The following is a 13,809-nucleotide window of genomic DNA, read 5'->3' as shown; positions in this document are numbered from 1 at the left end:
GAGCGTAAACGATTAGTTGAAATCACGTCTGGATCCACTTAATCTGTTTGGCGATCCACTTGAGACAGATTTTTCAAGTCATTAAACAGAAGGATACAAATAGCAAATACAACCAGAAGGAAACCGGTAATATTCATAATGATTGTGTCGATAGAGTTAGAAGTAAAGACAATGTCTATTGTACCATGAAATATAGCGACAATGAGTATACTTCCACGCGTAGAATTAAAAAGCCACGTCAAAAGAATTGCTCCGGTAAACAAAGACATTACCCAACCAATAATGCCGAAGAATCCCATCTCAATATAACCAGGACGATAGAAAAAAAGAGGAATATGCCAAACAGCCCAGCCCAAGGTCAAAATCATAGTTGAAGTAAATGCTTGGAAATGTTTCTGTAATTTCGGCAAAGCATACCCCCTCCAACCGATCTCTTCTCCGAAACCAAATGTAATAACATTATAAAAAAAGAATAAAGCGAAGTTAAAATTTGGGAACTCTCTACTTACGCCAATCCCTGCCAATTTTATCTCGGATGATATGAAATATCTCGCAAGAACAGACAGTGCAAGAAGAATAAATGGGCTGAATAGAGCGACAATATACCAGATGAGATCGAATTCCCATCTGAACATTTTTGAAAACAAATTTTTTATACCTAAAGTTCCTTGATCAATTTTACTAACAATAAATGCCGCAGAAGCCGGTCCAATTGCACCAAATGCATGATGAAAAGGAAAGATGGGTAAAGAATTGATTCCAAATTTTGGTAAATATAAAGGTAGCCAGATCACCCAAGAGATAAAATAACTTAAGAAAAAGAACAAGAATAATGACTTAATATAATCTTTCATATGATGATCAAAAATAGAAAGAATGATGAATAAGGTCGAACAGAATTTCGCATAATGGCCTGACATTTGCAATAGAGCAAGCAAGTGTCACAAAGGAATTCGCATTACTTCTGCAATATTTATAGCAACGATATACAAAAATCGTTAAACTTTTTCACTTCCTCGAAATTCGGAAGGTGACCAGAATTCTCGAACCAGATTATCTTTTTTTGTGGAGCTTCTAATATTTTCATATATTCTTCCACAAGCTCAAAAGGAACCGTATAGTCATATCTACCTTCGCAGAAATATACCGGCACATCAAGTCTCGGGTTTTCCTGCATAATATTTATATTCATCTGTTCACTTTCTAAGTTTTCCAATGAAAAGATTATCCCTTTAACAAATTGAATAATATATGAAATGCTAACATCGGACAAAGTCATATTCATGAAGATTGTCTTATATATATTTCCTTTTCGCATCGTTCCTTTGAATGCCGATAACCATTTTCGCTGAATTCCCGCAGAGTTTAAATCCTGATATGGTGGTAGCCCAATCTTTCTTAATTCCCTAATTGCTTTATTATTTTTAGATTTTATAGCTTCTTGAAGAGTATAATTGTATGATATTGTTTCGCCTTCTTTCATATCCACTATTTGGCCAATTCCAATATATGCGAATATTAAATCGGGTCTTGCGGCAGATAGTTTTATGCCAAGAATACTCCCCCAGGAATGCCCTACTAAGAAAATCTTCTTCTTACTAAATCTCTTGATTAGATATTCAATTAGCTCTTGTGCATCATGTAAGAAAGTGTCTATAGTCATGTCCGATTTTCGGACATGACTATTAAATGATTTTCCTGCCCCTCTTTGATCCCAATTTACTACTATAAAATGATCTTCCAATTCTTTCTGAGGCTTTCGAGAAAAGAAGATCTGAGCAGTTCCGGGACCGCCGTGTAAAAACAATAAAATTGGATTTTCTACTTTCTTTGATCTAATAGCAATCCATTGCTCAGAGTTTCCAATTTGGATTTTTTCAAGAGAATCGATATGTGAAGCTAGTAAATTCATAGATTAGTTGCAGGTCCAAATATCTTCTGCATAACGGTCGGCGGCGAGTGAAAATAGAAAATGTGCTGGAGAAGTCTTAAACGCTGAGCAAGCAATGAAGGCTTTTACAAGAAAAGCAATTGTTTATGCGAAATGAAGAAATGTTTTACAAATTAATTCTCTTGCAGCTTGCATATAACAGTGCAAGAGAATTAATCAAATTATTAGTATAGAAAAAAGTCTACCAACGATCGCGTTGAAACTTCCTATCGTTATTTCGATTACGGTCAGATCTTGATCTTTCTTCGGCAATCGAAACTGTGATGTTTCGTCCATCTACTTCTTTACCATTAAGTTCTGAAATAGCTGCCTTTGCGGATTCTTGATCAGCAAAAGTGACAAAGCCGAAGCCTCTAGATCTTCCTGTTTCGCGATCAACTACGATATTGGCTTCTTGAATAGCGCCATGAGCTTCAAATACTTGACGTAAGGTTTGATCAGTTGTTGACCAACTAAGTCCGCCTACAAACAATTTAGATGACATGAATTTTATCCTCGTTCTATACAGGTAAATTAAATAATCTGTATGATAGTAAATTAGGTCGTTACGGGCTATGCAATTAAAACAGAACGAGTAAAGAACTTTTATGCCATTTTATTTTGATAGGCAATTTCAGACAAGAACCTTTTAGCTCAAGTTTAAAGGTAATAAAGAATTATTTTTCGATATTCAATGCCGCTCCACGGCCGAGCATTGGGGACGTCAACGGCGGCCACAAGCCGTGTATGCTACCGAAGTGACAGCCATAGGCCCCGAACTAGAGCGCGAAATGACTTCGAATGTAGAGGGCCGAGGCGATGCTCATGCGACTTGTCATTATTTCTCAAAAACTTCTCTATCGACTACATCCAAAAATGCACGTGCATTAAATTCGGTGTTATTAGCTATTACCACGGTAGCAATCCCCTTTGAAGGATAAATTCTCATCTCCCCGTGGAAACCGCCACCACCACCTTCTTTATAATAGAATTTATTAGAATCAATAATCCCAATATGCCACCCAAGCGCCATTTCAATTAACTTGCCGTCATTGTCTTTTTGTTGTTCGTAAAATAATTCTTTTGTTTTTTTTGAGAATAACACAGAATCAGTCTTTAATTGATCTTGGAGAAAAACACTCACCGATTGTGCTGAAGAAACTATTCCACCAAAAGCGGATCCGTTTAAATAATGATTTTTGATATGCAGCCAACTATCCTCGTAATCTCCAAAATATTTTGCATCCATTACAAATATCTTAAGTAGATTCATAAAAGAAATTCTCTTCAGATAACCTTTGGCATGGTTTGATTCCAGCGATATAACAAAATCAACATCATTTTTAGGCAAATCTAGTTTTGCAAAAATTTGGGATTTCATGTATTCCTTATAGGACATTCCTGAAACTACTTCAATTATTTTACCGAGAATCCAATAAGATATATTTGAATAAGAGTATTTCTTTCCAGGAGCGAAATCTAATTTCGGATACTTAGCCAAAATCAATTTTAATGTAGCGTCTTCATTATAACTAGAATCTTCCTCAACCAAGTGAGCCCATTTCAATGGAATAGGATTTGGGATTCCCGACGTTTGGCATAATAAATGACGTATTGTTAACTGATTTCCGTATGGAATTTCTGGAAGATATTTTTCAACGGAATCGTCTATAGAGAGTTTATTTTCATCAACTAATTTAAGTACAGCAGCCGCTGTGAATGTTTTAGTCATTGAATATATCATCATTGTAGTCGACTCGCTTATTGGTCGTTTTTCTTTTATGTCAGCCAATCCAATGTTAAAATTATACAGTATTGAATTTGAAGAAGTAACGATATATTGTATCCCCGGATAATCGCCTGACCTGTTTTTCTTTGTAAGATAGTCTTTTATTCGTTCATCTTTCTTTAATATTTCATTATTCATCTTAATTGTGCAGCTAGTAGTTAATACCGCGATTAATAATACTGAAATAAATCGCATAGTAAATCCTCTTATCGACAGTATCGATCGATTTGTGACGTCTAACGATCAAGGCGTTCTGACGTTTGTAACGGCACGAGTTTGTTTTACAAACAAAGTAAGCCCGAAGAGTAGCAGAAGTAAAGTCAGTCAACTAACTTCATATTATCTAGTAATGATTGAATAGCAAAGTCCATTCCTAATAAAATATTATTTGACCAAAGACATTCCGGCTGTTTTCGAGCAAATGCGTTTGGAGTATTGTCTTTAATTGAACAATCGTATCCGCTCTTTTCCCAAAAAGTATGAAAGACGAAGTATCGCTTTTCAATTTCAAATTCATCAATCAATACGAAATATTTGTTATAAATTAGAAATTTGGAGTTCGAATATTGGTGGTCGACTATCGGCAGATAATTTAATGAAAATAGAGATGTGAAATACGAACCAACTATCGTAGAGACTCCTATTAAATCCGTCGCCTGAAAAGGAGAATAATTAATTGCAAGAATATAACAATCCACTCCCCGATTATAGAACCGACCATATTGATCATAAAATTCTGAAGATTGATAAAAAGATTCTTGTTGCGTTTTATTTAAAAACTCCTTTTCCATCATTAGATAATTTTTCATTAAGTAATAGTTCAAAGATTCATCGTAATACCCGCTTATCGGGAATAATGACAAATCCTTTCCTACCCCAAAGTTTCTCATAAGATATCTTTCTTTGAAAGCTACTGGAACCCTATATAAAAATCTGGATGGGTAATAATAGCGACGTCCAGGCAGAACAACGGCATTTTTTGGCTTATGAACAACATCAAAGTAGTCTTGAAAGTATTCATATTGATTGAAACCAATGAGAGCAATATTCTTCTTCTCGACCTGATTCTTGTCGAATGTCTTTGGGAATCTTAAATTTGTTTGCTCAACGGAAAAGTATGAGTAACATCCTGTAAGTATTAGCAAACAACTGCAAACTCTTACTATTTTATATTTCGCAAGCAAATACATTTAACTGACTTTATTTCGATTAACGACCAAGGTGTTCCGACGTTCCGTTCCCGGCCTTATGTTGGGAGCAATCAAAACTCGACCATTATTTGTTATTTACGGACGTTCAACGGCTGACTTGATATCATTGAGGTCTTGCATGATCGCCTTCTTGATTGTAGTCTTGAATAAGACCAGTGGCAACGCTTTCAGCCGCGCAGCAATTCCTTGTGGTAGAGTCTGATGAATACCTTTCAATGTGATACCAGCGCTGCCCATTGAAATACGATTTGTAGTAAGGAACACAAAACCACCGTCTTCTGCCCGAGTCGTGTAAAACGCATTTTCCTTTTCCTCCGTGATCCACTTTTCTATCGTGGCCGGCTTCCCAAACAGCATACGTGTCTCTCGCCACTTAAGTCCGACGAGTCCGTCGGCGGGTCGTTCAACCACCTCGATCCTCTGGATCCCACTGATGATCCCTGCCGTGTTCTCGATATTAGTCATTGTAGCCCAGACTTTTGTAATAGGGGCGTTGATTGTTACTTGTGCTTCGACGATCATGTGTTGTTCTCCAAAGGGTTCGATTGAGGTTATTCAAGATAGAGGTTTATTTCGGCCGTAATGCGACGGCACGAATTTGCCAATGCAAACGAAGTGACAGAAGCGAATGTGCTGTAGGCCGAGCGAGGGTCGCTTTAGCGATCCCGAAGCGCTGCGGCTGAGGCAATAGTTATGCGACGTCAATATAACCAAGATTGAATGAGCTATCCTACTTTCCTTCTATTTTAATGAATTGGCCAAAAACCCATCCATACACTTGAGAAAATTCCGATTCATAAACTGCTACAAAATACCAATAATTTTCCCATTTCTCTATTTTCTCTCTTTCTTTTGTCCTAGCAATTACAACAATATTCCAATCTTTTTGGAGAGATGTAAATTTTTCATCCTCAGATTTTGAGCAACAACTTTCAAGTTTTCTTATAATTGTGATATTCTTGCTAAGAATAGAAGGTTCTTCACGAAATTTAACTGCTTCTTTTACAACGGCATTTCTACCACCAACCAATATCCCGTCTACATGTCCTATTACTGCCGACTTTCCAACTAAACGATTTCGGTTTGTAGAATATAAAATTATTTGTTTTTGATTATTTCGAATTGAGCAAATTAATTTTCTTTCCCCTAGATAAAGAAAATCAGAAGAACTAATTTCGCAAGTATCAAAGAATGAATTTTGCGGACATTCGCCTGAATTCAAACTCTTTAGCGCTTTATTCTCTGAAAAAGTAAGCACAGCTGATTTTTTACTTATACTCTCGTAGCAAGTATTAAGCTGCTGAATTTGATAGAACTTAATCGTTGCCCGATCATCATCGATTTCTAATCTTATTCTCGAGTTTTCATTGTAAGGTTCCGATGAGTAATTACCATTAAATTGGGATTCAGCTGATATATTTTCTATAATAAAGAACTTTATAAAAAGTATTAATATGATTTTAAATACGTCCATTTTTATTACTCTTATTTTTATTTGATGTCGTCTAACGACCAAGGTGTTCCGACGTTTGCGAAAGCAAGTGCAGTGATGGAAGCGAATGTGCCGCAAGGCCGAAGCGAGCTCGAAGTGTAACGCCAAGCCGATAGTTATGCGAAGGCTCGCTTTATTAAAATTAGAGATTAATCAATTCTTTGAGACGTAAACTATCATCTCTATTCACTTTTGAACGCTCAAAGAAATAGTGTGATTGCCAAAGCTGGGATGCAGCAGCTTGATTATTAGAAGGTAATTCCCACGGAGGATATATCCTAAATCCCCTTTTGCCTTCTTTATTCGAAGTGATAATGCCCTTTTCAATAAGAATTGCTTGGCTAAAAACAAAGTGCCCAATTTGGTTAGCTTTTCTAACTTCAACTATAACTAAGTCGATATTATCTCCTTTATGAAAGGGACTCGTAATTCCTTTTCTATTTCTTTTCCAAAGAGTAACAAACATACCAATTTTTTTAGGCGTGATTTTCGCTAATCTAAAGATAACTTGTTTCTTATCTAAATTAAAGAGAGCGGCATTATAATCAGAGCTTTCCTTTTCTATCTGATAGTCTTTAATTTTTATATTACAATTTTCAGAGAATAAACTATTAACTTCTACTAGGTTAGGAGGAAGTGTGTTCAATATCGATCTTTCTTTCTGCATTCAATGCCACAATGTCCTGCTCTTGTGCATTGAAAATCAGAATTGTATCAATTTCACTTTATCAATGTAAGTTTTAGCGAGCTTTACGCATAACGACCGAGGTGCTCCGACGTTTGCAACGGCACGAGCTTGCGCAAGCAAGCGCAGTGACAGAAGCGAATGTGGCGGAGCCTGGAGCGAGGGTCGCGAAGCGGTCCCGCAGCGCTGCGGCTGAGGCGATAGTTAGGCGGCGTTTCTGCACTTGATAAATTAAACTTGGTCACTTCCCTTGCTGATGGGTAACGTGCTTAAATACGAGCATGGAATTAATCCCCCAAATCCACCTATAAAGACCGCCAAAAGACCTGCAAGGAGGCCAACCAATATAAAACCTATATGAGTTTGAAGGTTTTTCTTCTTCAGGATAATAAATGATATAAAAAGACAACCTACTACAGCGACTATGTTCCCAATCTTTGCTCCTAGTTGAAAGCTCTCGTCTGGCAAAAACTTTAGACCTACTATACTTAATAGTCCTATCCCTATACCAGAAATTAATCCAGAGGATATTACTATAATTAATAACCATACTATGTAGAAAATAAGAGCTTCTTTCCAATTACGTTGGAAAGAAAAATCAGTTAAGTTTTTGAACATTATTTTTTCCTATTTACAAAATTTTATGCAGAAATGTCGCCTAACGACCAAACCTAGCCGACGTTCGCAACGGCACGAGTTTGCACATGCAAACAAAGTGACGGAGGCCGGAGCGAGGGTGCGGAGCAGCCCGAAGCGCAGCAGCTGAGGCGAAAGTTAGCCGACGTCGAGCACCTACTTGCGAGGATGTGAGCTATCTTTTAACCAAGTTGATAAATTGATTTCATCTATGCTTCCTTCTGCAACTCGAAGCATAATCGAAACGACTTCTTCTTCTGATACTTCTATACTATATCTATTTAATCCAAGAAATACATACATAGCCATGTAAGCTACACGTTTATTTCCATCAATGAACGGATGATTCTTTGCTATTCCTATACATAGTGAAGCAGCTAAATCAAAAATATTAGAAGAAGAGTCATATGCCCATTTATTCTTTGGACGATCAAGAGCCGATTCCAGAAGTCCTTGGTCTCGGATTCCCTGAGATCCACCATGCTGTTTAACTTGATCTAAATGAATTGCTCCGACGATTTTCTTATTTAACCATCTAGGCTCTTTCTTCATTTAGCCAATTCTCTTAGAGCATTACGGTACTTTTTAGAACCTTCTTGGTAAATTTCCATAGCCTCTTCAAAATCAGGATCGTATGGAGATAAGAGAATGCCAGCTTCAGTTTCCAAAAGAAAGACAGTATCACCTTCATGGAAATTATACTTTTCCAGAAGCACCTTAGGAATTGTAGCACCAGCGGAATTCCCGATTGCCCGAATTGTTGTCTTTTTTACTGATGAAGTATCCATGTTATAACAATAGTAATAACTATATTAATTGCAAGTATTTTATCTTTTAAAAGACCTAAAAACAACTGAAATAGAAGATTTTCTAAAAAAGAACAACTGTTGTGCTCGATGTTCAGCTAACGACCAAGGCTTGGCGACGTTCGCAATAGCACGAACTTGCGCGTGCAAGTGTAGTGCCGGAGGCCGAAGCGAGCGGGTCACGAAGTGAGCCCCGAGCGGCGCGGACGCACCGATAGTTATACGCCGTGCCTATGAAAAAATAGTAGAAACAACGTTGGCAAATGCCTCCTCTCTCCTCTTTCTTGATCCCAAATCGGAGGATGCCCGTACATTCGATGCATAAAGCTTAATGGAATCCAATATGCTTATGCTACTATCTAATTTATTATCTTCATCAGCAGAAACTTCAGTATCAATGTAATTTCCAAAGGAAATTAATAATGAATTCAAATTGTCTCGTTTTTCTCGAGGCAACGGAAATTGTTTTATGTTTTTGGAGAAATAAACGAATAGAGTATAAAAATCTGTTTTTTTGCTCCATCTAGTATTAGATATATTCGGTAATACTTGTCTTACCTCACCTAACAATATATTAAAGAGATTTTTTACGCTATCCTTCTCCTCAAATTCTGATTCATAGATTGAATAATACTTATCCAATGTCTCCTTTTTATTTTGAACACCGTGCATTACCGCAATTGCTAACTCGCTAATAAATTCAACATCAAGCATCCTTCTAATATCGTTCGATGTAAATATTCCTAATTCCCCCCAAATTTCAAATTCAGCGATGGAATTCATTGTTTGAATGAAAGGCCCCCAATAAGTAGATTGACGAAGTTCTTGTTTATTAAGAGAAATCACATTTCTGTTTAATCTTTGAAATATAGATCTAATTTCGGTATCTTCGATATCAGGGATGACTCTTACTATGAAATTATATTCATATATTCTTTTCTTCTCTTCCGCCTTAAGTTCACTAAATTTAAGATTAGCCCATTCAGGAGAATCAACTTCGTCAATTTCAAACGAATCATAAAGAAAATCCAAAATTGCGCGGATTCTCTGTTGTCCATCGATTACAATAAATTTCATCTCTCCCTTTTCATTAACAATTTCTTGCATGTAGATTTCCGGGATCGGATATCCTCTAAGAATAGAATCAATAAGAAAACTTTTTTGCCTATTGACCCAAACGGGGTTTCGCTGATAAGGAGGCTTCATATCCAGTTCTGATTTCTCATGCGAATTTTTAAACCAGGCTACTTTCCTATGTGTAGTGCTTAAATAATCTTTCATTTTACATTCCTTGAAGCACAATATCTTTTAACTTTCGAATGGTATTTATATTATATGATTTAAAAGAATCAAAATCGTTATAAATTCTAAAGTTGATTTCTTTTCCGTCAATAGGCATTAAGTTTTGTAACTTCGAAACTGCTTCCATCCATTGTTTACTAAATGGTAATAATTGCAAAATTTTATCTGTAGCAATAGTACCCCAATAAATTAATCTATTCTTATGGTCGTCTAAAGAAGCTTTTTCTACGTAATTTAGATCATAAAATTTTGTACCTAAATGTCTTAACGTAAACCAAGACATATCAAAATGATAGTGCGATATTATTGCAATATCAACGTCTGACTTCTGATCAAAGTCTTTGAAATTTTTATTCGGATTCATACTAAAACCAAGACAGCTACTCCCTGTGAAAATTATTTCCTTACTGTCAATCTCAAGTAAGTGCGATAATGTGATTTTCCACTTCATATACTCTTCTATATTTCCGTTGAAAATGTGAGGAATTCTTTCCGTCACCCACTTCGATACTATATAATGCTCATCTAGACTCAGTAGATCTACTTTGAAGTCATCTTTTGTCATTTTGAGTTCTCAATTTTGAAAATCATTTAGGCATGGCGTATAACGACCAAGGATTGGCGACGTTTCGCGAGTCCGAAGGACTTGGCGCAAGACTTGCTTTTGCAAGGCGAGTGACAAAGCGAAATTTGGCGGAGCCTGGAGCGAGGGCGCATAAGCGTCCCGAAGCGTAACGCCAAGCCGATAGTTAGGCGACGGCTCTGCAGCTAATACAACAAAATTGAGCCATGGATGGCGTTAAGAATTATTTATGAGTATAATGCTCTGTATATAAATCCAAAACCTTTTTAATCATAGTTTGATAAGGAACACCAGATCTTTTAGATTCCTTTTTAAAGAAAGAAATGCTCTTTTTACTTAAGACTATAGTTATTCTGGAATTGTCCTCTTTCAAAACGAGCTTGCTCGGAGGCGGTAGAAAATCATCAACTACTGTAGAAGATTTAATAGAAGATGATATAGATACTGGCGCATCAGTGTATTTTATTTTCTTTTTCATAAACTTTCTTACCTTGTCTCCAATAACCTGCTCCAAAGATTCGGATCTTATTATTTCTAACAGTAAATCTTACTGTAGAAACATGCGAATCAATGAGACCAAAACAATAATATCTCTTTTCAAATTCAGAGGAATGGGTAACATCTAAAGTAATAACCCTGTTTGGGTCCAAGAATGCTCGTTGAGCCTCAAAGAAATCAATTCCGTGTTTCCGCAAATTTTCTTCATTCTTTGTAGGATCCCATTCAAACTCCATCTATATAGAAAATAGACGGTGATCAAATCTTTGTCAATACATATAATTATACATATTTTTATGCATATTCAATAATTAAAAACTCGTGGATAAAGGCGGGCACGGAAGCCCGCGAGGGCCTAAAGGAGCGTCATGCAGAGCTGTTCGCCTAACGACCAAGCCTAGCCGACGTTTGCAATGGCACGAGTTTGCGCATGCAAACAAAGTGACAGAAGCAAATGTGGCGAAGCCCAAGCGAGCGGGTTGCGAAGCAAGCCCCGAGCGGCGCGGAGGCACCGGAAGTTATCCGACGTCTGATCCAAACACGGTGCATTCAATTCTTTGCAATTCCCTAATTCAGTAAATTGTCATTACTGTAGCATCCTTCTTTCAGATGCCAAATCCCCGCTCCGAATACGGCACCAGTCGGAATCATTACCTGCAAACTAATTATCAGGATGAAACCTAAATGCTCGGCACCAGATTATCTCAGGAGCGGACCCAACCGACAGAAAATTTCACATGGCTCTATATAAATAATATTTAACCCTAAATAAAAAAGAAAAAATCTATCGGATGTTCGGATAACGACCAAGCCTAGCCGACGTTTGCGACAGCACGAACTTGCGTAAGCAAGTGCAGTGATGGAAGCGAATGTGCCGGAGGCCGGAGCGAGGGTTGCGTAGCAAGCCCGAAGCGCAGCGGCTGAGCCTGATGTAAAAAAGTTATACTCCTTTCTGCTTCAAATACTCATCAATGTCGGGAATATCATTAATAACTACCTCATATTTTGTAGGATGAGGATAACATTTCTTAAACCATTTCTTAGTAGAGAAGTTATTTTTAATCAGTTCGTATATCTTACGTTCTTCTTTGGCATCCATTTTCATGCCAAAAATTACACCTGCAAATGAACTATCCTCGTAATTCAGAGCATTACCGGGCAGCCAATTTGAAATAAGATGTAACCTTACTTCTTCTTCATATTCCCAGTCTTTATATTTAGTTTTTATAAATGGAATTATTGCTTCACCCGAAGATTTTAAACCATTATGCGTAGGGGGCATATCTTCTTGATAAATCACATCAAAAAAGGGAACAAATTCATTTAGAAATTTTAAGTTATCTGGGAGATTCAACTGGTTAGGTAAGACTTTAATTCCCTTTGAATTGCTAACCAATTCAACATTAAATGCAAAGCATAATCCTTTGTGATCTTGCGAGTAATGACTCCACATTAAAATGCTATCAGGCCTTTTTGAAAGACAGAAAATTCTATTAATATCTTCTGTTAAGCCCGCATGATAATGGAGTAATTCTGTCTTTAAATCTTCGTCCGTTAAATTTCTATTTTCTAATTTTTTTGCCAATGAAATTGCTTCATTACGATTTACTCCATACTTAACCAATAATGAAATCCATTCTTCTTGACTCCCGCTATATATTGATATGATTCGACAATCAAATGGATCATTAAAGTCTTTTGCTTGTGAAAACCATAGAACTTTGTTAGTTAAAATTTTATTGGTATTAGCATTAATTCCACGATACTTATAAACGTACATTACCTTATTACTCTAATAGAATTTTTTCAAATGTAATGAAGATTTTAAGGCTTTTCGCCTAACGACCAAGCCTAGCCGACGTTTGCGATGGCACGAGTTTGCTCATGCAAACGAAGTGACAGAAGCAAATGTGCCGTCAGGCCGGAGCGAGAGTGCGAAGCAGCTCGAAGCGTAGCGGCTGAGGCGATAGTTATGCGAAGTTGGGCAAGGAACTTAGCCAGTTCTTTGAAGTGTTTGGATATTATCTAATTTGAGTTTTAGTTTTTCTTTCTGTTTTCTTATTTCTAAATCATTCTGGAGATTGATCCAAAATTTATCTGACATACCAAAAAACTTAGCTAATCTTAAAGACATATCTACTGTGATTTTACGCTTATCGTGCAAAATCTCCAACACTGTAGAGGTTGAAACATGTAGCTCTTTTGCAAGTCTATATGGTGTTACCTCTAATGGATCCAAAAACTCTTCTCGGAGGATTTGAGAGACTGTTGGTGTAGGAATTCTCTTCGTTTTCATAATAAGCCCTCTCAATGATAATCAACTATAGATACATCAAAGCAATTTCCCTCAGAGAATTTGAATGTAATTCTCCACTGGTCATTTATCCTGATTGAACAATAATTCTTTAAGTTTCCTTTTAAATGTTCAAATCGATTAGCCGGAGGACTCTTTAAATCCTCTTCTCTTTCAGCATTTTCTAAAATGAGAAGTTTGACTAATGCCCTACTCTGTATTTCTGGAGGTATTTTCTTTGAAAATTCTTGGTGAAAGATCTTTTCAGTTTCTTTATCTCCGAAAGATTTGATCATTTACCCATATATTCGTATTACAGATATATCTGTCAATCGGATATATATTGTTTCTCCCATGCTTTGAAGGTAATTTATTTGCCCAATTTCGTCTAACGACCAAGCCTAGCAGACGTTTCGCGCGTCCGAAGGACTTGGCGCGAGACTTGCTTTGCAAGGCGAGTGACAAAGCGAAATGTGGCGAAGCCTGGAGCGAGAGTCGCGAAGCGAACTCGAAGCGCAACGCCAAGCCGATAGTTAGACGAAGTAAGGTCATTGTTAAACTACTTCATCATAGTCTTTCGTAAA

At 36.9% G+C, this 13,809-nt stretch carries 18 protein-coding genes; all 18 read right to left on the bottom strand.

The features are described 5' to 3' along the window. Positions 1-38: 38 nt before the first annotated feature. A complete protein-coding gene (locus CH352_RS11915) occupies positions 39-854 on the bottom strand; it encodes a CPBP family intramembrane glutamic endopeptidase (RefSeq protein WP_100707595.1) in 816 nt (271 codons plus the stop codon). Positions 855-973: 119 nt separating this feature from the next. After that, on the bottom strand, positions 974-1,912 hold the full coding sequence (locus tag CH352_RS11910; protein WP_243396380.1) for an alpha/beta fold hydrolase: 939 nt from the start codon (positions 1,910-1,912) through the stop codon (positions 974-976). Between the two features lie 220 nt (positions 1,913-2,132). Then, entirely contained in the window at positions 2,133-2,435 is a 303-nt protein-coding gene (locus CH352_RS11905) for an RNA recognition motif domain-containing protein (protein ID WP_100707567.1), read from the bottom strand. A gap of 333 nt (positions 2,436-2,768) precedes the next feature. Beyond that, the gene (locus CH352_RS11900; protein WP_100707568.1) at positions 2,769-3,914 is read right to left on the bottom strand and encodes a serine hydrolase domain-containing protein; all 1,146 of its coding nucleotides are present in this window, start codon (positions 3,912-3,914) and stop codon (positions 2,769-2,771) included. A gap of 125 nt (positions 3,915-4,039) precedes the next feature. Continuing rightward, a complete protein-coding gene (locus CH352_RS11895) occupies positions 4,040-4,864 on the bottom strand; it encodes an Lp29 family lipoprotein (protein ID WP_125169482.1) in 825 nt (274 codons plus the stop codon). 141 nt (positions 4,865-5,005) lie between these two features. Further along, on the bottom strand, positions 5,006-5,452 hold the full coding sequence (locus CH352_RS11890) for an SRPBCC family protein (RefSeq protein ID WP_100707570.1): 447 nt from the start codon (positions 5,450-5,452) through the stop codon (positions 5,006-5,008). Positions 5,453-5,660: 208 nt separating this feature from the next. Next, a complete protein-coding gene (locus tag CH352_RS11885; protein ID WP_125169483.1) occupies positions 5,661-6,404 on the bottom strand; it encodes a hypothetical protein in 744 nt (247 codons plus the stop codon). 160 nt (positions 6,405-6,564) lie between these two features. Continuing rightward, positions 6,565-7,089: a MepB family protein gene (locus CH352_RS11880; RefSeq protein WP_100707572.1), complete on the bottom strand. Its 525-nt coding sequence runs from the start codon at positions 7,087-7,089 to the stop codon at positions 6,565-6,567. Positions 7,090-7,338: 249 nt separating this feature from the next. After that, positions 7,339-7,725, bottom strand: coding sequence for a hypothetical protein (locus CH352_RS11875; protein ID WP_100707573.1), 387 nt, complete (start codon positions 7,723-7,725; stop codon positions 7,339-7,341). A gap of 174 nt (positions 7,726-7,899) precedes the next feature. After that, complete coding sequence (locus tag CH352_RS11870) at positions 7,900-8,295, bottom strand: type II toxin-antitoxin system death-on-curing family toxin (protein WP_100707574.1); 396 nt, start codon at positions 8,293-8,295, stop codon at positions 7,900-7,902. After that, complete coding sequence (locus CH352_RS11865; RefSeq protein WP_100707575.1) at positions 8,292-8,531, bottom strand: AbrB/MazE/SpoVT family DNA-binding domain-containing protein; 240 nt, start codon at positions 8,529-8,531, stop codon at positions 8,292-8,294. The genes CH352_RS11870 and CH352_RS11865 overlap by 4 nt, the downstream gene beginning before the upstream one ends. 249 nt (positions 8,532-8,780) lie before the next feature. Beyond that, complete coding sequence (locus tag CH352_RS11860) at positions 8,781-9,830, bottom strand: DUF262 domain-containing protein (protein WP_100707576.1); 1,050 nt, start codon at positions 9,828-9,830, stop codon at positions 8,781-8,783. 1 nt (position 9,831) lies between these two features. Then, entirely contained in the window at positions 9,832-10,416 is a 585-nt protein-coding gene (locus CH352_RS11855) for a hypothetical protein (RefSeq protein ID WP_100707577.1), read from the bottom strand. Between the two features lie 241 nt (positions 10,417-10,657). After that, positions 10,658-10,912 carry a CopG family transcriptional regulator gene (locus tag CH352_RS19170; protein WP_244283362.1) on the bottom strand — a complete coding sequence of 85 codons (255 nt, stop codon included), beginning with the start codon at positions 10,910-10,912 and terminating at the stop codon, positions 10,658-10,660. Further along, a complete protein-coding gene (locus CH352_RS11845; protein ID WP_100733513.1) occupies positions 10,887-11,168 on the bottom strand; it encodes a BrnT family toxin in 282 nt (93 codons plus the stop codon). The genes CH352_RS19170 and CH352_RS11845 overlap by 26 nt, the downstream gene beginning before the upstream one ends. A 704-nt stretch (positions 11,169-11,872) precedes the next feature. Next, on the bottom strand, positions 11,873-12,712 hold the full coding sequence (locus CH352_RS11835) for a DUF2971 domain-containing protein (protein WP_100708314.1): 840 nt from the start codon (positions 12,710-12,712) through the stop codon (positions 11,873-11,875). Positions 12,713-12,925: 213 nt separating this feature from the next. After that, positions 12,926-13,228: a HigA family addiction module antitoxin gene (locus CH352_RS11830; protein ID WP_100708317.1), complete on the bottom strand. Its 303-nt coding sequence runs from the start codon at positions 13,226-13,228 to the stop codon at positions 12,926-12,928. An 11-nt stretch (positions 13,229-13,239) separates the two neighbouring features. Next, entirely contained in the window at positions 13,240-13,521 is a 282-nt protein-coding gene (locus tag CH352_RS11825) for a type II toxin-antitoxin system RelE/ParE family toxin (protein ID WP_100708315.1), read from the bottom strand. Positions 13,522-13,809: the final 288 nt, after the last annotated feature.

The sequence above is a fragment of the Leptospira hartskeerlii genome (assembly GCF_002811475.1).
GTDB lineage: Bacteria > Spirochaetota > Leptospiria > Leptospirales > Leptospiraceae > Leptospira_B > Leptospira_B hartskeerlii.
This window is presented reverse-complemented; position numbering and strand designations above follow the sequence as displayed.

Coding starts and splice junctions, on each gene's coding strand:
- CH352_RS11915 (WP_100707595.1), bottom strand. CDS start 854: ATGAAAGATTATATTAAGTCATTATTCTTGTTCTTTTTCTTAAGTTAT.
- CH352_RS11910 (WP_243396380.1), bottom strand. CDS start 1,912: ATGAATTTACTAGCTTCACATATCGATTCTCTTGAAAAAATCCAAATT.
- CH352_RS11905 (WP_100707567.1), bottom strand. CDS start 2,435: ATGTCATCTAAATTGTTTGTAGGCGGACTTAGTTGGTCAACAACTGAT.
- CH352_RS11900 (WP_100707568.1), bottom strand. CDS start 3,914: ATGCGATTTATTTCAGTATTATTAATCGCGGTATTAACTACTAGCTGC.
- CH352_RS11890 (WP_100707570.1), bottom strand. CDS start 5,452: ATGATCGTCGAAGCACAAGTAACAATCAACGCCCCTATTACAAAAGTC.
- CH352_RS11885 (WP_125169483.1), bottom strand. CDS start 6,404: ATGGACGTATTTAAAATCATATTAATACTTTTTATAAAGTTCTTTATT.
- CH352_RS11880 (WP_100707572.1), bottom strand. CDS start 7,089: ATGCAGAAAGAAAGATCGATATTGAACACACTTCCTCCTAACCTAGTA.
- CH352_RS11875 (WP_100707573.1), bottom strand. CDS start 7,725: ATGTTCAAAAACTTAACTGATTTTTCTTTCCAACGTAATTGGAAAGAA.
- CH352_RS11870 (WP_100707574.1), bottom strand. CDS start 8,295: ATGAAGAAAGAGCCTAGATGGTTAAATAAGAAAATCGTCGGAGCAATT.
- CH352_RS11865 (WP_100707575.1), bottom strand. CDS start 8,531: ATGGATACTTCATCAGTAAAAAAGACAACAATTCGGGCAATCGGGAAT.
- CH352_RS11860 (WP_100707576.1), bottom strand. CDS start 9,830: ATGAAAGATTATTTAAGCACTACACATAGGAAAGTAGCCTGGTTTAAA.
- CH352_RS11855 (WP_100707577.1), bottom strand. CDS start 10,416: ATGACAAAAGATGACTTCAAAGTAGATCTACTGAGTCTAGATGAGCAT.
- CH352_RS19170 (WP_244283362.1), bottom strand. CDS start 10,912: ATGAAAAAGAAAATAAAATACACTGATGCGCCAGTATCTATATCATCT.
- CH352_RS11845 (WP_100733513.1), bottom strand. CDS start 11,168: ATGGAGTTTGAATGGGATCCTACAAAGAATGAAGAAAATTTGCGGAAA.
- CH352_RS11835 (WP_100708314.1), bottom strand. CDS start 12,712: ATGTACGTTTATAAGTATCGTGGAATTAATGCTAATACCAATAAAATT.
- CH352_RS11830 (WP_100708317.1), bottom strand. CDS start 13,228: ATGAAAACGAAGAGAATTCCTACACCAACAGTCTCTCAAATCCTCCGA.
- CH352_RS11825 (WP_100708315.1), bottom strand. CDS start 13,521: ATGATCAAATCTTTCGGAGATAAAGAAACTGAAAAGATCTTTCACCAA.